This window comes from Micromonospora sp. A200 (assembly GCF_029893845.1).
Lineage (GTDB): Bacteria > Actinomycetota > Actinomycetes > Mycobacteriales > Micromonosporaceae > Micromonospora > Micromonospora purpureochromogenes.
This window is the reverse complement of the sequence record NZ_JARXXY010000028.1, coordinates 1-21,169: the sequence shown is the minus strand read 5'-3', so window position 1 is coordinate 21,169 and position 21,169 is coordinate 1. Positions and strand designations below refer to the sequence as shown.

23 protein-coding genes and 1 pseudogene are annotated in these 21,169 nt (G+C 69.9%); 11 read left to right on the top strand and 13 right to left on the bottom strand.

Annotated features, from left to right (window positions below; translation table 11 throughout):
• Positions 1–28: 28 nt before the first annotated feature.
• On the bottom strand, positions 29–676 hold the full coding sequence (locus M2302_RS24150) for a nitroreductase/quinone reductase family protein (RefSeq protein ID WP_280840128.1): 648 nt from the start codon (positions 674–676) through the stop codon (positions 29–31).
• On the opposite strand from M2302_RS24150, the gene M2302_RS24145 reads away from it, so the two are divergent.
• The 4 genes from M2302_RS24145 to M2302_RS24130 all read left to right on the top strand — a co-directional run bounded on the left by M2302_RS24145 (position 647) and on the right by M2302_RS24130 (position 3,456).
• Entirely contained in the window at positions 647–1,471 is an 825-nt protein-coding gene (locus tag M2302_RS24145) for an NAD(P)-dependent oxidoreductase (RefSeq protein WP_280840127.1), read from the top strand. The genes M2302_RS24150 and M2302_RS24145 overlap by 30 nt on opposite strands.
• Before the next feature lie 333 nt (positions 1,472–1,804).
• On the top strand, positions 1,805–2,125 hold the full coding sequence (locus M2302_RS24140; protein ID WP_280840126.1) for a metalloregulator ArsR/SmtB family transcription factor: 321 nt from the start codon (positions 1,805–1,807) through the stop codon (positions 2,123–2,125).
• The gene (locus tag M2302_RS24135) at positions 2,125–3,099 is read left to right on the top strand and encodes a TIGR03086 family metal-binding protein (RefSeq protein WP_280840125.1); all 975 of its coding nucleotides are present in this window, start codon (positions 2,125–2,127) and stop codon (positions 3,097–3,099) included. The genes M2302_RS24140 and M2302_RS24135 overlap by 1 nt, the downstream gene beginning before the upstream one ends.
• A gap of 12 nt (positions 3,100–3,111) precedes the next feature.
• Positions 3,112–3,456 (top strand): TfoX/Sxy family protein, encoded by a 345-nt coding sequence (locus M2302_RS24130; RefSeq protein ID WP_280840124.1) that lies wholly within the window; start codon positions 3,112–3,114, stop codon positions 3,454–3,456.
• A gap of 120 nt (positions 3,457–3,576) precedes the next feature.
• On the opposite strand, the gene M2302_RS24125 is transcribed toward M2302_RS24130, so the two are convergent.
• From M2302_RS24125 to M2302_RS24115, 3 genes are all read right to left on the bottom strand, one after another.
• Positions 3,577–3,708, bottom strand: coding sequence for a hypothetical protein (locus tag M2302_RS24125; protein ID WP_280840123.1), 132 nt, complete (start codon positions 3,706–3,708; stop codon positions 3,577–3,579).
• An 8-nt stretch (positions 3,709–3,716) separates the two neighbouring features.
• A complete protein-coding gene (locus M2302_RS24120) occupies positions 3,717–5,687 on the bottom strand; it encodes a beta-propeller domain-containing protein (protein WP_280840122.1) in 1,971 nt (656 codons plus the stop codon).
• A 130-nt stretch (positions 5,688–5,817) separates the two neighbouring features.
• Positions 5,818–6,267, bottom strand: a complete 450-nt coding sequence (locus M2302_RS24115) for a VOC family protein (protein ID WP_280840121.1) — start codon at positions 6,265–6,267, stop codon at positions 5,818–5,820.
• 107 nt (positions 6,268–6,374) lie between these two features.
• Between M2302_RS24115 and M2302_RS24110 the strand changes: the two genes are divergently transcribed.
• Complete coding sequence (locus M2302_RS24110) at positions 6,375–6,809, top strand: TIGR03668 family PPOX class F420-dependent oxidoreductase (RefSeq protein WP_280840120.1); 435 nt, start codon at positions 6,375–6,377, stop codon at positions 6,807–6,809.
• A 17-nt stretch (positions 6,810–6,826) separates the two neighbouring features.
• Here the strand turns inward: M2302_RS24110 and M2302_RS24105 are convergent, their stop codons facing one another.
• The 5 genes from M2302_RS24105 to aceE form a co-directional block, all read right to left on the bottom strand.
• On the bottom strand, positions 6,827–7,738 hold the full coding sequence (locus tag M2302_RS24105; protein WP_280840119.1) for a TIGR03619 family F420-dependent LLM class oxidoreductase: 912 nt from the start codon (positions 7,736–7,738) through the stop codon (positions 6,827–6,829).
• A 40-nt stretch (positions 7,739–7,778) separates the two neighbouring features.
• On the bottom strand, positions 7,779–8,171 hold the full coding sequence (locus M2302_RS24100; RefSeq protein ID WP_280840118.1) for a DUF2267 domain-containing protein: 393 nt from the start codon (positions 8,169–8,171) through the stop codon (positions 7,779–7,781).
• A 146-nt stretch (positions 8,172–8,317) separates the two neighbouring features.
• Positions 8,318–8,737: a DUF2267 domain-containing protein gene (locus M2302_RS24095; RefSeq protein ID WP_280840117.1), complete on the bottom strand. Its 420-nt coding sequence runs from the start codon at positions 8,735–8,737 to the stop codon at positions 8,318–8,320.
• Between the two features lie 244 nt (positions 8,738–8,981).
• Positions 8,982–9,332, bottom strand: a complete 351-nt coding sequence (locus M2302_RS24090) for a PRC-barrel domain-containing protein (RefSeq protein WP_280840116.1) — start codon at positions 9,330–9,332, stop codon at positions 8,982–8,984.
• A 62-nt stretch (positions 9,333–9,394) separates the two neighbouring features.
• Entirely contained in the window at positions 9,395–12,079 is a 2,685-nt protein-coding gene (gene aceE / locus M2302_RS24085; RefSeq protein WP_280840115.1) for a pyruvate dehydrogenase (acetyl-transferring), homodimeric type, read from the bottom strand.
• A 611-nt stretch (positions 12,080–12,690) separates the two neighbouring features.
• On the opposite strand from aceE, the gene M2302_RS24080 reads away from it, so the two are divergent.
• The 4 genes from M2302_RS24080 to M2302_RS24065 all read left to right on the top strand — a co-directional run bounded on the left by M2302_RS24080 (position 12,691) and on the right by M2302_RS24065 (position 16,968).
• Positions 12,691–13,662: an RNA polymerase sigma-70 factor gene (locus M2302_RS24080; protein ID WP_280840114.1), complete on the top strand. Its 972-nt coding sequence runs from the start codon at positions 12,691–12,693 to the stop codon at positions 13,660–13,662.
• A 1,401-nt stretch (positions 13,663–15,063) separates the two neighbouring features.
• A complete protein-coding gene (locus M2302_RS24075) occupies positions 15,064–15,678 on the top strand; it encodes a helix-turn-helix domain-containing protein (protein ID WP_280840113.1) in 615 nt (204 codons plus the stop codon).
• Positions 15,679–15,889: 211 nt separating this feature from the next.
• Positions 15,890–16,252, top strand: coding sequence for a hypothetical protein (locus M2302_RS24070; protein WP_280840112.1), 363 nt, complete (start codon positions 15,890–15,892; stop codon positions 16,250–16,252).
• Positions 16,253–16,458: 206 nt separating this feature from the next.
• On the top strand, positions 16,459–16,968 hold the full coding sequence (locus tag M2302_RS24065) for an HAD domain-containing protein (RefSeq protein ID WP_280840111.1): 510 nt from the start codon (positions 16,459–16,461) through the stop codon (positions 16,966–16,968).
• Between the two features lie 128 nt (positions 16,969–17,096).
• On the opposite strand, the pseudogene M2302_RS24060 reads toward M2302_RS24065, so the two are convergent.
• The 3 genes and pseudogenes from M2302_RS24060 to amcA all read right to left on the bottom strand — a co-directional run.
• Positions 17,097–17,282: pseudogene (locus M2302_RS24060) on the bottom strand (radical SAM protein); the annotation flags it as partial.
• Positions 17,279–17,629 (bottom strand): hypothetical protein, encoded by a 351-nt coding sequence (locus M2302_RS24055; RefSeq protein WP_280840110.1) that lies wholly within the window; start codon positions 17,627–17,629, stop codon positions 17,279–17,281. The pseudogene M2302_RS24060 and the gene M2302_RS24055, both read right to left, overlap by 4 nt.
• Complete coding sequence (amcA, locus tag M2302_RS33180; protein ID WP_348529445.1) at positions 17,626–17,787, bottom strand: multiple cyclophane-containing RiPP AmcA; 162 nt, start codon at positions 17,785–17,787, stop codon at positions 17,626–17,628. The genes M2302_RS24055 and amcA overlap by 4 nt, the downstream gene beginning before the upstream one ends.
• 422 nt (positions 17,788–18,209) lie before the next feature.
• Between amcA and M2302_RS24050 the strand changes: the two genes are divergently transcribed.
• Both M2302_RS24050 and M2302_RS24045 read left to right on the top strand, forming a co-directional pair.
• Complete coding sequence (locus tag M2302_RS24050) at positions 18,210–19,373, top strand: helix-turn-helix transcriptional regulator (protein ID WP_280840109.1); 1,164 nt, start codon at positions 18,210–18,212, stop codon at positions 19,371–19,373.
• A 10-nt stretch (positions 19,374–19,383) separates the two neighbouring features.
• Positions 19,384–20,133, top strand: a complete 750-nt coding sequence (locus M2302_RS24045; RefSeq protein WP_280840108.1) for a 5-formyltetrahydrofolate cyclo-ligase — start codon at positions 19,384–19,386, stop codon at positions 20,131–20,133.
• Between the two features lie 306 nt (positions 20,134–20,439).
• Here M2302_RS24045 and M2302_RS24040 read toward each other — a convergent pair whose 3' ends face one another.
• The gene (locus M2302_RS24040) at positions 20,440–20,823 is read right to left on the bottom strand and encodes a DUF1801 domain-containing protein (protein ID WP_280840107.1); all 384 of its coding nucleotides are present in this window, start codon (positions 20,821–20,823) and stop codon (positions 20,440–20,442) included.
• Positions 20,824–21,169: the final 346 nt, after the last annotated feature.

The following is a 21,169-nucleotide window of genomic DNA, read 5'->3' as shown; positions in this document are numbered from 1 at the left end:
GACCCTGACCTCGTACGGCAAGAACTGATCACGCACGTCTGACGTGGTCTGCATCGGGCACGGTGTCGAGATAGAGGAAGTCGGTCACGTCGATCACCCCGACGAGCTGGCGGACGACCGGCGGCATGTCCCGGCGGGTGGGGTCGTGCACGAGGCGGGGACCGGTGAGGGGCACTCGCCGGCCGCGGATCTCCAGCTCACAGCCGCCGGCCGCCAGTAGGTTTCTCGCCCAGTCGGTGACCCCGTAGGTCAGCGCGGCGACGTAACCGTCGGACGTCCGGAAGATATTGATCGGAGTCCGGTACACCCGACCGGAGCGGCGGCCCCGGTGGATGATGACGCCGAAGCCGGGCAGCCGCCCGGCCAGCGGACCGGTCACGCGGTTGGTGACGACCCGGTTGAACCGCGCCAAGCGTCTGGGTAACACCATGGCCACCATGTTCGCCCAGGCGCGATCGACGCGTCGGCCGACACTTCGATCGCTGCAGCGGTTTTCTACCGCCCGACGATCGCCTGCGGCACCATCGGATACGAACGGATCTGGGGTGAGGTATCGGCTCTGCGTACCGCATTGCCCTGAGGAAATTGGCAGGATGGGGCCATGGCCACGGTCGCTGTGATCGGTCTGGGTGGGATGGGTAGCCGGATGGCGGGCCGGCTGCTCGATGCCGGCCATGACCTCGTTGTCTGGAACCGCACGCCGCAGCGGGCCAGCGATCTTGTAGCACGTGGCGCCGTCGCTGCCGATAGTCCGGCGGAGGCTGCCCACCGCGCCGACCTGGTCATCACCATGCTGTCCGATCCGGCCGCGCTCCGAGAGGTGACCGAGGGCCCGCGGGGCATCCTCGCGGGTGCCACCGCGTCGACGACGCTCGTTGAGATGTCGACGGTCGGGCCGGCCGCCGTGCGACGGTTGGCAGCGATGCTGCCGGGTAGCGTTGGCCTGCTCGATGCGCCGGTGCTGGGCAGCGTCTCGGAGGCCGAGTCGGGCTCGCTGCGGATATTCGTCGGAGGGCCGCAGCCGCTTGTCCAACGGTGGATGCCGGTGCTGGGCGCGCTTGGCTCGCCGATGCATGTCGGACCGCTCGGTGCCGGCGCGGCCGCCAAACTGGTCGCCAATTCGACCCTCTTCGGGGTGCTCGCGGTCCTCGGTGAGGCGCTCGCTCTCGCGGACGGGCTTGGTCTGCCGCGCGACGTCGCGTTCGAGGTCTTGTCCGCGACTCCCGTCGGCGCGCAGGCGGATCGACGGCGGCCAGCGGTCGAGTCCGGTCAATTCCCGCTGCGGTTCGCGCTGTCACTCGCCCGGAAGGACGTCGATCTGGTCGTGTCGGCCGCCGAGTCGGCAGATGTCGAACTGCCGGTCGCGACGGCCGCCCGGCAATGGGTCGTGGCAGCACAGGAAGCCGGCCTCGGCGACCGGGACTACTCGGCCGTGCTCGCGCACATCACCGACACTGCCCGGTCAGCCTGAACCCCGGCCGTGCGGCAGGCCCGTCAGGTGGCCGTTGAACTCATTCCTACACCGCCAGCCCGGAGGGAGACGCAACCTGTTCCCCGCGGGCGTGGGCTACCCGCCAACGCCCGTGTCACCCACAGATCGCCAACGGCACCGTCGGCTACGAACGCTCCTGAGGAAGCCGCTACGCCCGCACCCGTAGCTGTGCGGGTCGGAGGATCGCGTGTCTCGCTATCGAGGTGACGGCAGGTGTCAGCCCGCCACCCGACACAGCCGCCGCGCCGGGTGGGCGGCCGCCGCAGCGGCGCGGCTTTGACAAAAGCGTTAGCCGTGGCTAACGTGTTTCTGGTGATCGACGCGTTGTCTGCCGCCGCTGAGCCCACCCGGCGACGGATCTTGCAGCTGCTCGCGTCACAGCCCCGCACGGTGAGCAGCATCGCGGCGGAGTTCACGGTCACCCGGTCGGCGATTTCCCAGCATCTGTTGTTGCTGGCGCAAGTCGGCCTGGTGGAGGCCGAGAAGGTCGGCCGTGAGCGCATCTATCGGGTCGTTCCCGAGGGACTCCGTCGGCTGCAGGCCGAGATCGACCGGTTCTGGACCGCCGAGCTCGACCAGTTGGTCGCCGACGCACACGCCCTGAAGGCTCAACGGATCGAGAGAGACCACTGATGTTCACCAAGACCGTCATTCTTCCCGTCGACATCGACGAGGCATTCGCCCTCATCACCGAGCCGGAGCGGCTACGCCGCTGGCAGACGGTGTCCGCCCGCGTCGACCTCCGCGTGGGTGGTGACTACCGCTGGACCATCACCCCCGGCCATGTGGCGGCGGGCACCTTCCGGGAGGTGGAGCCCGGCAAGCGTGTCGTGTTCGGTTGGGGTTGGGAAGGCAACCCGGGCCTCGCCCCCGACACCTCGACCGTCACGATCACGGTCGAGCCGGTCGCCGACGGCACCAAGGTCACCCTCACCCATGAGGGGCTGACCGATGAGCAGGCGGCGATGCACGCCGAGGGCTGGAACCACTACCTCGGCCGTCTTGAGAAGGCTGCCGTCGCCGGGGACGCCGGCCCGGACGAGTGGTCCGCCGCTCCCGAGCGGCTTGATGAGCTGTCCGCCGCCGACGCCACGCTGGCCGTGCTCCAGACGATCCTGCACCAGCTGACCCCTGAGGACCGGCCGAAGCAGACCCCGTGCGCGGACTTCACCTGCCACGACCTCGCCGAGCACCTGTTCGGCTCCATGGTCGCCTTCGGCTCGATGGCCGGCGTCGAGGTCGTGAACCGTGAGACGGGTTCGCTGGAGAACCGGGTGGCCACCATGGCGGCGCAGGCCATCGAGGGATGGCGGGCCCGCGGCCTCGACGGCAGCGTTCCCTTCCCCGGCGGCGGCGAGATGCCGGCCAGGTTCGCGGCGAGCATCATGCCGGTGGAATTCCTGCTACACGCGTGGGACATGGCCCAGGGCAGCGGCAGGCCCCTGGTGGTCAGTGACGAGGTCGTGGCCTACGTCCACAAGCTCGCCGAGCAGCTCGTCCCCGGTGGCCGCGGTTCCTCATTCGCCGACGAGGTCACCCCGTCCACCGATGCCGACCCGATGGAGCGGCTGGCCGCTTTCGCCGGCCGTCGCCCGGTCGCTGCCTGACAGGATCCGACCATGCAGATGCCCAAGCCCACCGACGCTGACAAGCAGTTCTTTCGCTCCCTCGTGCCGGAGGCACCGGGAGTCGAGGTCAAACCGATGTTCGGCAACCTCGGTGCCTTCGTCAACGGCAACATGTTCGCCGGCCTGTTCGGCTCGTCGGTCGGCGTGAAGCTCGCCGCCGACGACCTGGCCGAGCTGGCGATGATCGAGGGAGCGGGATCGTTCGGCCCGGCCGAGCGACCGATGGGTGGATACCTGTCGCTGCCCTCGTCGTTCACCGCCGAACAATCGACCCTGTGGGTCAACAAGGCGCAGGATTACGCCGCGACGCTGCCGCCCAAGCACAAGAAGAAATAGCAGTCATCAGGGGCGGCGACACACGTCCCAGCGGCGGGAGTCGCTCGGCGATCAGCGGGCGTCCAGCGACGTCCGCTGATCTGCCCAGCGCAGCACGTGGGGTGGGGATGCACGCCGGGTTCAGCGGGGTCGGCTCAGCCGCTGCCAGGCGCGGCGCAGGTCCGCCTGCACCGAGTTGTGAACCGCTTCCTCGGCCGCTCCAGCCGGCGGGTCGTCGCCCGGCTCGTGCATCTCGGCCACTTCGGACGCCACTATGCGGGTCACGCTGTACGCAGCCAGCCGAGTGTCTTCATGGTGGAGAGGCTGGTCGCCTTCACGCCAGCGTCAGAAACGGTCCAGAGGACTCCGTCGACCACCAGTGACCGGCGGATCGGCGCCGGATCCTCGCCGCGGCGCGTGCCCAGCATGTGGTCGACCGTCCCGACGTCGGTGAACCCGCCGTCGCCGACTCGCAGAGCCAGCGCCACGTTGCTCGGCAGGCCTGGGCTGCCAGGCTTGCTCACGGCGCCCGTGCCGTGGACGGTCAACGGGACCACGACCAGGCGTTCGGCCGGCCAGTAGAGGAACGCGTGCGGGTCGAACTCCGCCTCGGAGTGCCCCTGCTTGACGTGATACTGGGCGATCCGGGTCGGCTTGGCCGGATCGGCGACGTCGAAGAGCGAGAGCTGGGTGCCCTGTACCCGGCCCCGGTCGGACGCCTCCTGCCCGACACCGAGCAGCCGTCCGTCGCCGGCCGGGTGCAGGTACGCCGAATACCCGTTGATCTTCAGTTCGCCGCTCACCTTCGGCGCCTTCGGATCACGCAGATCGACGGTGTAGAGCGGGTCGGTCTGCCGGAAGGTGACGACGTACCCGGTGCCGCCGACGAACCGTACCGCGTAGATCCGTTCCCCCTTGCCCAGTCCGGTGACCTTGCCGACCTGGGTCAGCGCCGTGCCGTCGGCGCGCAGGACGTACACGCCGGACGTCGAGTTCGGCTTGTCGCCCCAGGTACGGCCACTGGTGGTGGCCACTCTCAGGTGCCCGTCCCACTCCGACATGGCGTACTGGTTGATGAGCCAGCCCGGTACGGACGCGGTGGCGACGTACCGCGGGGCACCCGCGCCCGTGGTGTCGAACTGATAGATCTCGGTGGTCTCGTCTTTGGGATCGGGGGCGATGTTCCGCGCGGTCAGCATCGGCAGCACCCGCCAGCGCTGGTCGTTGGCGACGTACAGCCGGGGTCCGTTGCTGTAGACGGTGTCGCCGTCGGCGATCACGGTGACCGGGTCGCCGGCGCCGAGCGTGGCCGCACCGAGGTCGAAGCTGAGCACGGTCACCAGCGACGTGCCGGAGTAGGCGGCCGGCCGGCTCACCCGTTCGCAGCCGATGCGTCCCGCGCTGGTTCGCCCGCCGGAGGTGACCTCGTACCGGGGCAGCCAGTCGTCGGCGGTGGCGTTGTCGATGATCTCGCGGTTGGCGGTGGTGCGCTGCCCATCGGTGGCCCGTTCCCGGTACGGGAAGTTCAGCCGGGGCGCGGAGCGGACCACGACCCGGACCGTCGTGCCCACCTGGCGGGCGTCCACCAGACTGCCGTCGATCCGGTACTCGCCGATGATCTTCGGCGCGCCGGACAGGTCGACCATGATCAGCTGGGGCCCGACGATGCTGTCCGGCATCGGGGCGTCGGCCGGCGCGCCTCCCTCGGGGACGGCCGGTTTCGCCATCCCGGCCCACCCGTCGCGGCGCAGCACCAGCGCCCGGTCACCGTGCAGCAGCAGGGCGTCCTCGCCCCCGCCGTACCCATCGGCGCCCGGTGCCAGTTCCAGCTCTCCGGTCAGCCGGCGGGTGGCCGGGTCGACCACGTACAGCTTGCCTCGGCTCACGGTGACAATCCGCTTGCCGTCGGTCTTGACCAGGTCCGGTTCATCGGCCCCGGCCTCGTGCGTGTTGGTGCCCGAGTAGCCGGGGGCGGCAGCCTTGGCCGCCGCATCCGCCCGCCCCGCTGCGGCGGGCGCCTCAGCCTGTTCGGCACGGCCGAAGGTACGGATGTCCCCGCTCGGCCCGAACCCCCAGGGCCCGACGTACGCCCTGGCGGCCGTCTTCAGCTGGCGCAGCGCCTCTGGGCAGGAGTCGAACGCGACGAGCTGGAACCCGCCGGCCGGCACTCCCCGGTCCCGTGGCGGCACGGGGGCCGGCTCCGCCGTACAGCCGGTGACCAGCGCCAGGCCGGCGACCAGGGCCAGTCCCATGACGCGAGCCGGCGTCATGACTCGGGGGACGCCGGTGGCGGCCATTGGCTGGGGTACGTGGGTGCTGCTACCCGTCATGCCCCCTACGACGTGGCTGCCCCGGGCTGGGTTCCCAGCATGTGTCAGTCGCTCAGGCGGAGGCGGCGCGACCCATCTCGGCGAGGATCCCGGTGCCCTGACCGAGTTCGATCAGGTAGCCGTCCGGGTCGCGCAGGTAGCACCGCGTTTCGACGCCATGATCCTTGGGCTCGGTCAGGAACTCCCCACCCCGTGACCGCCACTGCTCGTAGACCGCTCGGACGTCGGTGACCCGGACGTTCATCGCGCTGCTGAGCGTGTTCGAATCCGACGGCGCCTGTGCTCGTACCCCCGGCTTGTCGTCGGTCGGACCACCCTCGTCGTTGATCACGATGTAGCTGTTGTGGAGCCGCAGGATCGCCGGCCGGCGTTCCCGCACCACCGTCGCCCCCAGCACCCGCCGGTAGAACTCCCGGGAACGGTCCACATCCCGCACGATCAGCAGGTGCGTGAGCACCAGCCCACCCTCGGGCTGGAAGTAGTCGGGCGCCTCGCTCGCCATCACGCCTCCCCGGGGTCAGGTCGGCAGGGCGTACCCGCCTGCGGCGCCGGCACACCCACGGCCACAACGAGTCACCATGACGGGTGTCGGCTGTTACCGTCGGGCCTGTGCCCGCCGACGACATCCGGCACCGGGTCGGGTCGGCCCGGGTGGCCCGGCTGACCACCGTCGGCGCGGATGGGCGTCCCCACCTGGTGCCCGTGTGCTTCGTGCTGCTCTACGATGTCGTCTACCACGCGGTGGACCAGAAGCCCAAGCGTCACCGGCGGCTGCGCCGGCTGGAGAACATCCAGGCGACGGGGCACGCCTGCCTGCTGGTCGACGAGTACGACGAGGACTGGTCGCGGCTGTGGTGGGTCCGCCTGGACGGGCACGGCCGGCTGGTGGAGGACCGCGCGGAGGAGGCCGCGGCCCGCGCGGCACTGGCCGACAAGTACCCGCAGTACCTCAAGCGGCCACCAGCCGGGCCGGTGATCGCGGTAGCGGTGACCGGCTGGTCGGCGTGGTCCGCGACGGACGCGGCAGCCGACCCGGCCGGGTGAGCGCCGGTCCGGGGGTGTCAGCGGGTCGGAGCCAAGGCGTCGAGCACCTCGTCGGCCCGGCGCAGCGACGCCTGCGCGTCGGCGCGGGGTGAGCCGATCTCCGGATCGAAGTTGAGGTCGACGAACACTTCCGTGATACCGGTTTCGGCGAGTCTGCCGAGATCCGAGCGGATCTGGTCGAGCGTGCCGGTGAGCGGCTCGCGCTCGGACGGGCCCGCCGGCCGTACCCGGACCGCGCCGCGGCAGACGAATCGCAGCGTGAGGGGATCGCGGCCGGCCTCCGCAGCGGCGGCCTTGACGGTCGCGACCGCCTCGCCGATGCCCGTCAGGTCCGCCTGGCTGCCACTGACCCAGCCGTCGGCGAGCCGGCCGGCCCGGCGCAGCGCGGCGGGCGCCTGGCCGCCGAGCAGAATCGGCGGGTGTGGCCGCTGCACCGGCTTCGGCTCCAGGCGCGTCGGCGGGACCTGGTAGAACTCGCCGCGATGCGCGGCGACGTCGTCCTGCCAGAGAGCGCGGAGAACGGCGAGGAACTCCTCGGCCCGGTGGCCCCGCCGATGCTTGCTCACCCCCGTCGCCTGGTATTCCTCGTCCGCCCAGCCGAGGCCGAGTCCCACGTCGAGCCGCCCGCCGGCGAGGATGTCGAGAGTCGCGGTCTGCTTGGCCAGCAGCACCGGAGAGATGAACGGCATGTTGAGCACCGCCACGCCGAGCCGGACCCTCGTGGTGTGGGCCGCCAGGAACGCCAGCGTGGTCACCGGGTCCTGGACGCTGTGGTAGGCCTCGCTCCAGCCAAGGTCGGCGGGGACCAGGAGCCGCTGGAACGCCCAGAGCGAGTGGTATCCGAGCTGCTCGGCGCGGCGGGCGACGTGGACCATGTTCTCCGGGGTGGCCCACGAGCCGGAGACGGGCGGGGCGAATCCAACCTCCACCCGCGCACCGTACCCGGACCGGGCCAGGACGTGGCTCGGTTCAGCCCCCGATGCCGCGGTCCAACGGATGAAGCAGCCGCCGGATGTCCTTCGGCAGCTCGGATTCCAGGCCCTTGAGGTCTTCGGCGCTCACCGCCTCGCGCAGCGTCGTCAACACGGCGCGGGCAACCTCAGCGGACCGGTCGCCATCCGTTCCCGCGCGGACCCCCACCTCATTCAGGAACTCCACGAGGTCGAGCTGTTCGGCGAAGTCCACGTTCTTGTGCAGGTACCCTCGCACCTCCTCGGGGAGCTGCGTCGCCAGGTGCCGCGCCTCGCCGCCACTGACCCGTTCCGCCAAGGTCGTCAGCGTGGCGCCGACGACGTTCGTCGCCTCCGCCGCCGGCATTCCGGCCCGCTTCCCCACCGCTTCGAGAAACTCGGCGTAGTTCACACGTTCTCCTTCCAAACCAGTCGGGGTGCGTCACGGCGTCCGTCGACAGTGCTTCTGTCTCGTGCGTCCACCTGCGGGCGCCGTTCCGCGCCGGCGCGCGCCCCGACCGGCTGCGGGCGCACCTGCTCCTGCCTCAACTGTGCGTGCTACGAGCCGCGGCGCTGCCCGCCACCGGCACCCACCGGTTCGATCATCTGCCGGAACTCCTTCGGAAGCTGGGCCATCGCGTCCTCGAACTCGTCACGGGAAACAGCCTCACGGAGCGTGGTGAGCACCGCGCCGACCCCGGCACCGGCGAGCGCACGATCGATGGCCGGGTGGTCCGCCACCCGCCGCACGAAATGGTCGAGATCATATGACTTGGCATGTTCCTCCCTTCGATGCGGCGGCGGTTTGCGCAGGTGGTCGTCAAGCCCTTCGGGAAGCTGATAGGCAAGATCCTCAGCCTGGCCGGCGCTGATCCGATCTGCCAACGTCTCCAACGTCGCGGCGCTGAGTGTCGCCGCCAGATCGGTCGACACCTTTGCCCGCGTGGCAACTGCGTTGATGAAATCCTGGTACTCCACCTGATTCCCCTCTCCGGCCCGATCGCCGTCGAACCGCCAGTTACGAGCCCCTGACCTCAATGCGCCGCGATGGCACCTTCACCTCTCGGGTGCCGAGCGAGCTGGTACCTCGACAGCCTCCTGGGACGGGGGGTGACCCTGCCTCATCCCCATCGGGCGAATCACCAGCGCGCGCTACGGGATATCGGCCTCAACTGCCACTGAGCAGCGCCGATCTGGCCCGCTGGCATCGGGCCTGCTGGCGTCAGCGGGGTCGGCTCAGCCGCTGCCAGGCGCGGCGCAGGTCAGCCTGCACCGGTTTGTGAGCCGCTTCCTCGACCACTCCGGCCGGCGGGTCCTCGCCCGGCTCGTGCATCTCGGCACCGGGTACCGACAGCACGACCCCCCGCTCGTACAGGTCGGCGATCTGGTCCCGGTGGGCGAAGCGGTGGGACTGGTCCGGCCCCGCCGGTGCCACGATGATGCCGTGGAAGATGTCCTTCGGTTCGTCGGTCAGCACGTGCTCGACCACGCCGACGGGTGCGGAGTCGACGTCGTAGACCCGGGTGCCGACGGGGAGCGCGAGATACGAGACCTTCGCGCCGAGATCCTCCACGACGTTCACCGTACCCGCCGCCTGATCACCATGGGCCCGATCACGACGAGGCAGGAGTGCCTTCAGGCGATCCCGTAGCGCTTGCGGGCCTCCTGAACGGTCTCGGGCTTGACCTCGCCGCGCCGGGCCAGGGCTGCCAGCGCCGCGACCACGACCGACTGCGGGTCGACCCCGAAGTGGCGACGGACTGCCGCACGGGTGTCGGAGAGGCCGAAGCCGTCCGTGCCGATCGAGTGCCAGTCCTGCGGCACCCACTGGCTGATCTGGTCCGGAACCGCCCGCATCCAGTCGCTGACGGCGAGCACCGGGCCGGGAGCGCCGTTCAGCACCCGGGTCACGTAAGGGATCCGGTCCTCACCCTCGAGCTGCGCCGCGTCACAGTCCAGAGCGTCGCGGCGCAGCTCGCTCCAGGAGGTGGCCGACCACACGTCGGCCGCCACACCCCAGTCGCCGGCGAGGAGCCGCTGGGCCTCCAGGGCCCAGTGGATCGCGGTGCCGGAGGCGAGAAGCTGCAGGCGCGGGGCATCCGCCGCCAACTCCGTGGCATTGGCTTCCTGGTACCGGTAGAGGCCCTTGAGGATGCCCTCCTCGATGTCGGCGCCGGACGGCATGGGCGGCTGGACCTTCGCCTCGTTGTAGACCGTGAGGTAGTAGAAGACGTCCTCGGCGTCCGGGCCGTACATCCGGCGCAGCCCGTCGCGGACGATCACGGCGACCTCGTACGCGAAGGCCGGGTCGTAGGCGATCGCCGCCGGGTTGGTGGAGGCGATCAGGTGGGAGTGGCCGTCGGCGTGTTGCAGGCCCTCGCCGGTCATCGTCGTACGGCCGGCGGTGGCACCGATGAGGAAGCCACGGCCGAGCTGGTCGGCGAGCGCCCACATCTGGTCGGCCGTCCGCTGCCAGCCGAACATCGAGTAGAAGATGTAGAAGGGGATTATCGGCTCGCCGTGCGTGGCGTACGACGTGGCGGCGGCCGTGAAGTCAGCCATCGAACCGGCCTCGGTGATGCCCTCGTTGAGGATCTGGCCGCTCGTGGCCTCCTTGTAGTACAGGAGCGTGTCGCGGTCGACCGGGTCGTAGGTCTGGCCGTGCGGCGAGTAGATCCCGGCGGTGGGAAAGAGCGACTCCATGCCGAAGGTACGCGCCTCGTCCGGAACGATCGGCACCCAACGCCGGCCGGTCTCCGGGTCCCGCATCAGGTCCTTGACCAGGCGGACGAAGGCCATGGTCGTCGCGATCTCCTGACTACCGGACCCCTTGGCCAACGCTTCGAAGGGCTTGGCGGACGGCGCGGGCAGCACCACCGGGTGGACCCGGCGAGCCGGGGCGGGCCCGCCCAGCGCGGCCCTGCGCTCGTGGAGGTAACGGACCTCCGGCGAATCAGCGCCGGGGTGGACGTACGGCACCACCCCACCGGTGAGCTTGCTGTCGGGGATGGGAAGTTCGAGGAGGTCGCGCAGCGCGCGGAACTCGTCGCCGGTCAGCTTCTTCATCTGGTGGTTGGCGTTGCGCGACTCGAAGGCGGGGCCGAGCGTGTAGCCCTTGACCGTCTGGGCGAGGATCACGGTCGGCGCGCCCCGGTGCTCGACGGCGGCCCGATAGGCGGCGTACACCTTGCGGGGTTCGTGGCCCGCCCGCGAGGCGTGGAAGCACTCGGCGATCTTCGCGTCGGTCAGCACCTTCGCCATCTCGACGAGCGCCGGGTCGGCGCCGAAGAAGTGCTCGCGGATGTAGCCGACATCCCGGGCCGCGTACGTCTGGAACTGCCCGTCGGGGACCTCGCGCAGCCGGCGGACGAGCGCGCCCGTGGTGTCGAGCGCGAACAGGTCGTCCCAGGCCGAGCCCCACAGCGACTTGACGACGTTCCAGCCCGCCGCGCGGAACCGCGCCTCCAACTCCTGAACGATCTTGAAGTTGGAGCGCACCGGCCCGTCGAGCCGCTGCAAATTGCAGTTGACCACGAAGGTGAGATTGTCCAGGCCTTCGCGACCGGCAAGAGCGAGCGCGGCGGTCGACTCAGGCTCGTCCATCTCGCCGTCGCCGAGGAACGCCCACACCCGCGAGGCTGAGGTGTCCTTGATGCCACGGTGCTGCAGGTAGCGGTTGAACCGCGCCTGGTAGATCGCCGACAGCGGGCCCAGGCCCATCGACACGGTGGGGAACTCCCACAGCCACGGCAGCCGGCGCGGGTGCGGGTAGGAGGGAAGGCCGTCGCCGCCCGCCTCCTGCCGGAACCGATCAAGATGGCCCTCGGTGAGCCGACCGTCGAGGAAGGCGCGGGCGTAGATGCCGGGGGCGGCATGGCCCTGGAGGTAGAGCTGGTCGCCGGAGCCGTCGGCCTCCTTACCGCAGAAGAAGTGCTGGAAGCCGGTCTCGTAGAGCCAGGCGGCGGAGGCGTAGGTAGCGATGTGACCGCCCAGGCCATAGCGGCTGCCGCGGGTCACCATCGCGGCGGCGTTCCAGCGGTTCCACGCGGTGATGCGCCGTTCCATCACCTCATCACCGGGGAACTCCGGCTCGGCGGCGGTCGGGATGGTGTTGATGTATTCGGTCTCGAGCAGCTTCGGCAGCGCAAGGCCGACGCCCTCAGCGTGTTCGAGAGTGCGGCGCAGGAGGTACGAGGCGCGCTGCGGCCCGGCCGCGGCGGTGACGGCGTCGAGAGAGGCCGCCCACTCGGCGGTCTCCTCGGGGTCGCGGTCCGGGATCTGATCGAGTGCGCTTGGGTTGTTTCGCCCGATGTCAGTCATGGTGGCCGCCTTCCGACGGTTCCGGACCTCTCGTCCGCAGGGCGGGAGGTCGACACGGTGAGACAGGAAAGCTGCCTGCCGGGGATGCTCCGGCCGCAGCTACCAGCGAAGTGACTGGGAAGCAGCAAGGCCCGCAGCCGCCCGCCTCCTGGGCGTCGCCGTACCGGGCCAGGAATGCGGTCAGGTCAGTGCCGGCAGCATCTCCTCGGAGGCCCGCCCGGCGAGTCAGGCGCCCGCGAGACGGCGAACCGGCTGAACGATGAAGTCACGACACCCTCCGTTTCACCACACCTCGAGGAATCGGCACGGAACCGGTGCTTCGTCCCGCGGCTTCCGGTTTCGTCGGCGAGCTGTCTCGCCGATCCACCACCAAGGACCAGGTGAGGCAGGCAATCGTGACAACCGACCCGCGACCAGCGCCCCGTCGTCTCTCCGGCTGCCCTCGCCCGGCAGGGGGCCGACCTACCACCGCACCGAACCGGCAGGCTGAGGCCGTGACACGCCTCGCCCGGGCTTAGCGCGACCGGCCGCCCGCGCTGACACGGCCAGCGATTCGAATCACGGAACGGGTATGCCGGCACCAGACGCGGCACCCGGCAAGCTGAAACCAGGTGGACAAAGACCTCGGCAACACAGCAACAGGCGGCTACCAACGGGAGGAAAGAGACGGCATGTCCCACCGCGAGGTCCCGATGGATGCCGTGCGGACCTTCGACGCGGTCCGGCCCCGGCTGTTCGGCATCGCCTACCGGATGCTGGGCAGCGTTCACGACGCCGAGGACATCGTCCAAGACACGTGGCTACGGTGGCAGCGCACGGACCGCAGCGCGGTACGGGACCCCACAGCATTCCTCGTCACCGCAACGACCAGGCTCGCCCTGAACGCGGCGACATCGGCACGCGCCCGGCGAGAGACCTACGTCGGCCCATGGCTGCCCGAGCCGGCCCAGACGTCGGTCGACCCGGCAACCCGAGCCGAGCAGGGCGAAGCTCTCGGACTTGCCTTGCTCCTCCTCCTGCAACGACTGACTCCGCACGAGCGCGCCGTGTACGTGCTACACGAGGCCTTCGACTACCCCTTCCGGCAGATCGCCGAAGTCCTCGACATCACCGAGGCGAACGCGCGGCAGCTCGGGCGCCGGGCGCGCACGCACCTCGCCGAAGAACGGCACGCGCCGGTCGCCCCCGCCGAGCACGGCCGGCTGCTCCACGCCTTCCTCACCGCCGCACGCTCCGGTGATCTTGGTCAGCTGGAAAAACTGCTCGCGAACGACGTCGTCTCCTACGCCGACGGCGGCGGCATGGTCAGCGCGGCGCGGGTACCAGTCACCGGCCGGGCCGACGTCGCCCGCTACATCGCCGGCCTCATGAGAAAGTTCGGCGCGGTCGTCTCGCTGGACTTCGTCGAGTCCAACGGGCAGGAAGCCGTCCTCGTCCGCCGGGCAGGATCCATCGTCGCACTGTGCGCGATCGATGCCTCCACCGAGGGGATCACCCGGGTTCTGATCACCCTCAACCCGACCAAACTCGCGGTTTGGTCCACGGGAAACCCGCTGATCGGGCGGCAACCCCAGGCGGGTTGATCGGGCGACCGGCCTGGGGCCAAGCCTGACGCGACAGCGGCACCAGCCAGTAGGCAGGCCATCAACTTCCCGAGCCCACCCGACAAGCTCCCCCACACCCACCGGCCGCACCCCGCCGCCGCCCGCCACCTCACCCTGTACTGGCCCATCCACCAACTCGCCGACGCCGCCCTCAACACCGACCCGCTGGTCCACAGCAGAGCATCACTGGTGAAATCCCATTCAAGCCACCCGCGAGGAGGGCGACCGCGGCAGGCAGACGCGACGCCAGAACGGACTGACGCGCGGCAACCCGAGAGCCCGGCCATCGCTGCCGATTGGTCGCCGCCGGGCTCATGCACCCGGCCGGCCTCGCCGCCGTCGCCTCGGTGAGGGCCGACGGGTCCTGGAGCGCCCTCGATCACATCGAGGATCTCACCGAGCCCGCCGACCTCACCGCGGCACTCGACGCCCAAACCCGAGGCGGTTCAGTTGCGGCACTCGAGCAGCAGCTGCCCGTACGGCTGGCCAGCGTCGGTATTAAGCCAGTCGGCCAACCATGCCACGCGTGCCGGGTCGGCCGAGGCGTCGACGATGGCGAGGCCGCGTCCCAGGCGAGACGCGGAATGTGGGTTTTCGTAGACATCGACCCCCTCGCCAGGCTCCGGTCACAGGGAGGCATGAGCCAGGATGAGCAGCAGCGCCGATCTGGTCCCCTGGCATCGGGCCTGCCGGCGGGTTCAGCGAGGTCGGCTCAGCCGCTGCCAGGCGCGGCGCAGGTCCGCCTGCACCGGTTTGTGAGCCCTTCCTCGACAACTCCGCCGGCGGGTCCTCGCCCGGCTCGTGCATCTCGGCACCGGGTACCGACAGCACAACCCCCCAGGGCTGCCGGCGGCGCCGATCCTCAGGCTCAGGCGGAGGCGGCGCGACCAATCTGGGCGAGGATCCCGGTGGCCTGACCAAGCTCGATCAGGTGGCCGTTCGGGTCCCATAGGCAGCACCGGGTCTCGACGCCATGGTCCTTCGGCTCGGTTAGGAACTCCCCACCCCGTGGCCGGGTCGTGTCAGAACGACTTGATCTATTCCGAAAGTCGAGCGTTCATCGTCGCGTCCCACCCCGCAGGGCCCGTGACGCGTTCCTCCCCCTGGCCATCGTCGCCGCGGAGAGCGCCCTCGGTGATGGGCCGGAAAGGGATGTCGGGTGCCATCTGATCATCAGCCAGCCACTGCACGGAGGCCGTTGATACGACCTATGACCGACCGCGAGCGGGAACGCCTGGCACCCGTGGTGGGCGCCGGCGATCGGATGCCAGGGACTCCCGTGCTCCCTGCCGTTACCGGGCACGCAGCGGCCGACCACGGCCGCCGACGGTTCCCGCTCAGAAGTAGCCACCCCCCAACTTTGAGATTCGGAGCCTCCTCGTGAGCATCGAAGCCGTCTCATGGGCGCTCAACGACGCCCCCGACGTTCCCCCGCAATGCCTCGCCGTGCTGATCGGCCTGGCCAACCACGCCGGCGCCAACGGCCGCGGCGCGTACCCCTCACAGGAACGTCTCGCGCTGTATGCCCGCAAGTCCGTGCGGTCGGTACAACGAGACCTGACCGAACTGTCCCGCCGCGGCCTGATCCGACGCGGCGACCAACGCCACGTCGCGTTCATGCCGCCCGACCGCCGCCCGGTGGTCTGGGACCTCGCCCTGGAACGCCTCCGCGAACACCCCGCCTCCCTGGATCCGTTTCCCGAGCCGCGCTCCGGCCGCCCGCACCAGCTCGCCGAACCTGCGTCCGACCGCCACCACGACGCCAACATCGACCGCGACGCCGACCGGGGTGACGCACGCGACCGAACGGGGCGACGTACACGACGCAACGACACGACGTCCACGTCGTGCAAACCGTCCTTGAACCATCAACAACCAACGCGGGCGCGGACAACAACGTCCCGACGCGCTGGCGCTTCCTGCGGCCGCCACCGCGGCTGCCCCGCACACAACTGCGGGCCATGCCGAGCCGAACGCCTCGGCGGAACCAGATGAAATGCGCGGAAACCCAACCACGTGACTGGCCATCGCGCGATCCCCCCGTACTCGCACCACCAACGCTCAGCGACGGGCGCGGCAAGGTCCGCGGCGAACGACCAGGCCGCCGGCCCGGACGACCGGACGGGGAAGTCGCCGTTGCGGGCCAGTTCGTATGCCAGGGAGCGGCCGAGCCGGCGAAGGCGATCGGTACGCCGTCCGGATCCAGGTGCAGGATCCCGCCCAGCGTGACGGCACCGACCAGCGCCAGCGCCTCCGCCGTGAGTTCTCGCCGGCCGAGGGCCCGGCCGGGCGGCCCACCGTCGAGCCGGGCGAGCGCCTCGGGCAGGCCGAAGGACGCCTTGACCAGGTCGTCGACGAATCGCAACGCCTCGTCGGTAGCCGTCAACCGCTGTACCTCAGTCAGGAGGAACTCGTCCCGGGGGTCGCTGCGCTCCGCCAGCCTCTCCCGCTCGCCAGCGGTGGCGGGTGTAGCTGGAAGTCTTCACTGCCACCGGTTACGGCGGCAGCCGAAGGTGTCGGCGAGAGCAAGGGAAACTCCTTCTGGTTCAAGAATGGGATTTGGCGCTGACGGCGCAGCCCACGCAGAAACACGGCCTGCTGCCGGCCCGGAAGGTGGAACGACTCCCGTCGGTCCAGAGGGCCGTACCCTGGTCGAAACCGTCAGCGGCCTATGGCCGACGCCCGGTAGAAGACGCCAGCTCATCAAGCCGTAAAGATCTGGCAGGAGCGCGGTCAAGGCTCTCGGCTACGGGGGTGAGGGCTATCCTGCGGCGCATGTCTGCCTCCGCGCAGCGGCCGCTGCTGTTCCTCGACGTGGACGGGACCCTCATCCCGTTCGGAACGCCACTGGCAGCGCCGCCGGACACGCCGCGCGGCCGGACCGGAGCACAGGCCCAACCGGACGACGCCCATCCACTGCTTCACCGGGTCAATCCGGAACACGGCCGCCTGCTGTCGGCACTCCAATGTGAGCTCGTGTGGGCGTCAACGTGGATGACCGACGCGAACGACGTGCTCGCGCCGCTCCTCGACCTACCGGCCCTGCCGGTAGTGGACTGGCCCGACTCAGACGAGGACGGCGCGCTGCACTGGAAGACCCGCGGCCTGGTCGAGTGGGCGCACGAGCGCCCCTTCGTCTGGGTCGACGACGAAATCTCCCCTGCCGATCGCCTGTGGGTGTCCGTCCACCACCACGGCCCGGCCCTGCTTCACCGGGTCGACCCCCGTCACGGTCTGACCGACCGCGACTTCACTGTCATCAGGAACTGGCTCAAGCAGGTGTAACGAAGCGAGCCTCGCCCGCCGCCCCTGTCTTGATGATCGGCGGCTGTCTGACGGTTTCGCCGCCCCGTCACGAGGACAGCGGAGGTCGTGCCGCCGGCCAGCCCTCAGCGGGTGCGCTCGCAGCTCAGCTGCTCGATCGACGCGGCGCACGCTTCCGCGACCGGGATGGTCATGAGGCGGCGGGACCTCCGGTCGGGTAGGTAGCAGTAGGTGCAGTCCAGGTTGCAGAAGGCGGTGGGCTGCACGACGAGGGTAAGTAACGTACCGGCGGTCGCCGGCCGCCCTACGGCGCTGATGACACCGATGCCGCTCACGGTCTTGTCTCCTCGGCCTGCGCGAGGCCGGTCGTGGTGACCCGGTAGGACCGGGTGTGGCGGGCGGGCCAGCCGAGGAACCGGTCGAACATATCGGCGGCGGTACCCGTCATGGTGGGATTGAGCTTGTGCAGGTCGTCGATGGCGTCGTGGAGACAGCCGGCCAGGTAAAGGAACAGGCTGACCGGGCTGCCGTCGTACTCGGCCAGGAGATTGAGCTTGGCGCGGCCGCAGGGCCACGGCTGCCCACAGGTGCGGCACAGCCACAGCGGACGCAGCGGTAGGTGCTCCCTCTGCCCGGAGGTGAGGCGGTGCGCTGGGACGCGGCGCGGCTGCTCGTCGGTCATGGGCGGTTGCTCTCTCGGGCCCGCTGCTCGAACAGTTGACGCCACACGTGGGTGAGCAGCGGCGGATCCGCCACCCGCGCCTGCGGAACCGCAGGTGCTGGCGGGCCCGGATGCCACGGCCGACCGGTCGTCGCGTTACGCGAGACGTACACCGTCATGCCCGCTCCCCCACCGGCACTCGTCCCAGCGAGCGGTGGGCCCGCCGGGGGAAAGGCGAGCCCACCGCCACACGGCGGCGGTCGAGAGCAGACCGCCGATCACCCGCCCACGCAGCCCTCATGGCGGCACGCAAACGGGGAGTCACCCACACGCGAGCGGGAGTGCACTGCGGCGATCGCAACCGATGATCCAGACCAACCTTCTCGGCAAATGTCCCAGTGCGATCGCGCTTGCCGATGCTCACCTCGTACCCCCGCTCGCTGGTTCGGGCCTGGAGTGGCCGCGCATGCGTCCAGACAACCGCCGGGGGCAGCCGGTTCCCAGCGCGGCAACGGCGCAGAACTGACGCATCCCCATTGCGCCGACGGGCGTGAGCTGGATGAATGGATCCGTAATGACCGGCGGCGGAGGGAGCGGGCACGTGGCGGGCAAGCGCCGGCACCGGCTGGCCCAGCGCCGCAAGGCAGTCGGTCTGAGCCAGGAACGCCTCGCCGAAGCCCTCGGCGTCGACCGCTCCACCGTCGTCCGGTGGGAACGGGCAGAAACCGACCCGCAGCCCTGGCACCGACCGCACCTCGCCGCGGCCCTCAGTCTGTCGATCGAGGAACTGGCCGACCTCCTGACCGACACCGGCCAGCCGCCGCCACCGCCGGACGAGCGCCTCGGCTACGTCCTGCGCCATCCCGGCCATCTCGACCTGGTCGCCGTCGCGTACCTGCGGGAACGCGTGCGGCACCTCGACGAGCGCTACGACCACACGCCCTCGACACTCCTGCTCGCCGAGGCCGGGCAGTTGCACGGTCAGGCGACCTTCCTGCAGAGCAACAGCAGCGGGCCGGTTCGGCGTGAACTGGCGGCAGCCGTCGCCGAGTCCGCGACGCTGATGGGTCAACTCGTCTGGGACGCTTCCCAGCGCCGCGACCATGCCACCAGCGTCACGTACTTCGACCAGGCGATCAGCGCCGCCCGGGAAACACGCGACGTCGTCACCGAGGCCAACGCGCTGCTCCGCAAGAGCTACCTCGCCCTCTACGGCACCAGGCAACCCACCGTCGGCCTCGCCCTGACCACACACGCCGCCGCCGTCAGCCACCGCGACAGCCACGTCGTCGCCGGCCTCGCCCAGCTGCACCGCGCCGAGGCCCACGCAATGCTCGGCCAGACCCGCGACTGCTCCAACGCACTCGCCGCCGCCGAAACTCACCTCGCCACCATGGACGCAGACGACCCAGCCGCCGCCCTCTTCTGCCCCAGCCATCACGCGCGACTCGCCGGGTCCTGCTGGCTGTTCCTACGCAAACCGGACGCCGCCATCCCGGCATTGGAGACCGCCCGACACCTGATCGCGACGAGCCGCAAGTCCACCGCCGTCATCCTCAGCAACCTCGCTCTCGCCAACATCCTCCAGCGCGACGTCGAGGCCGCCACCTCCTACCTGCACCAGGCCGTCGACGTCATCGAGAGAACCCGCGCCGGCGGAGGCCTCACCCTCGCCTTCGCCGCCGCCCGGCAACTGCGCCCCTGGCGCGACGAGCCCCTGGTCCAGGACGTCGATGACCGACTCTTCACCCTCATGGCCCCGTAGGAGCACCAACGTGACCAAAGTCGATGACATCGACCAGGCCAAGCACGCCGTCCGGCAACACGTCTGGGACCTAATCGAACGCGAAGGCGCCGCCCCACCCGGCGTCCACGGCCACATCCCCGACTTCACCGGCAAGGAAGATGCCGCAGCCCGACTCGCCGAGTTGGATGTCTGGAAGCAAGCGCGGGTCATCAAGTGCAACCCCGACCGCGCCCAACTACCCGTCCGGGTACGCGCCCTTCAAGAGGGCAAGCTGCTTTACATGGCGGTACCGCGACTCGCCACTCCCAAACCCTTCTACCTGCTCGACCCGACAGTTCTGACAGTCCCGTTTGAGACTGCCGCCACGAGCACCGGCGCGCCGGAGATCGCCCCCACAGTCGGCCCCGACGATATGCGACCGGTGGACCTGATCGTGTGCGGCAGCGTCGCTGTCAGCCGGCGGGGCGGCGTACGGGTCGGCAAGGGCGCCGGCTACTCCGACCTGGAGATCGCCCTCCTCACCGAGGCTGGACTCGTCACCACGCACACCGCCATCGCCACCACGATCCACCAGACCCAACTTCTTGACGAGGAGCTACCCCGCGCGGGCCATGACTTCAGCGTCGACTTCGCAATCACTCCGGACGAGGTGGTGGCCTGCGCACCCGACCGAGAACGACCGCCCAGCATCATCAGACCAAACCTCCGTCAAGATCAGCTCGACACCATCCCCGTACTACGTGTCTCAGGCCGGCAGGGTGCCGGCCTCACCGACTAGGCCATGGCCGGTCGAAAAGCCCAGCCCTACGCGAGTCGCCGCCGGCGCGCCCCCAGTGAATCAATTACGGGGATCCCTGCAGCGTCCCGACGTAGTCCATCAGCGGCAGATCCGTGCACCTGATCTTGGTAGGGATAGGCCTGGGTACGTGATGTTCTCTGTGCTGGTGACCGCGCCACGGCGACCTCACTCTTAGCCAACACGACTATCCGGCGTGACCGCGTCGGCCGAGCGCCGCGCGCACAATCGGCGGCATGAGCACTAGCGGGAAGTCTTGCCGGGGCTTGCCCGCACCGTCGCCCGCCATCAGGCCAGCACCCAACGGTCGACCAGCGCGATGACCTGTGCCTGGTGCGTGGTGACGACCCCGAGGTCGGGGAAGTCGATGACGGCGCGATCGGGTGCCAGCCACGTCATCAGCCCGGAGGGATCCTCGAAGACGAAGCCGGCGGTGTCCGCGCGGACCTTCGCTCCTCGGTGGAAAATCAGCTGCAGCCGCCCACGAGGTTGAAGGCGGAACGTGACCCGGTCCTGGCCGCCGTAGCAGAAGCTCGGAGCGTTCCACTTCACATGTTCGGTGATGGCCAGGTCGGAGGCCAGGATCGCGGCTCTGAGCTGCAGTACGCCCTCCTTGAGGGGGTGCTGCAGGTCGGTCAAGTACTGCTCGACGTCTGCTGACGGGGTGCCCATGCAGTCCTCCTCAACCACGGATCCATCGACTGGCGTTCCCGCTCCTACCTCCCTGAGGTGACGGGAGCGGCGTACCCCGTACTAGACCACGAGCCACCGACGGGACTGCTCGGTGCCCTGGAGGGAGCCCGTCCGAAGGGCGGCACCCCGAGGGCGGCGGATCCCACGCCTCCGCGGATCACGGCTTCGTCACCCAGGGGAACCGCACGCTCTTCGGCAGATCCGGTCGTCTCGAACGCGCTGTCCGTGGTAAATGAGTGCAGTTAGGCCGGTCACCGGCTGGGCGATCGGGCCGACGTCGCCGGCCCGTGGTGTGATCGGTCGTCATCAGCATGATCATGCGCAA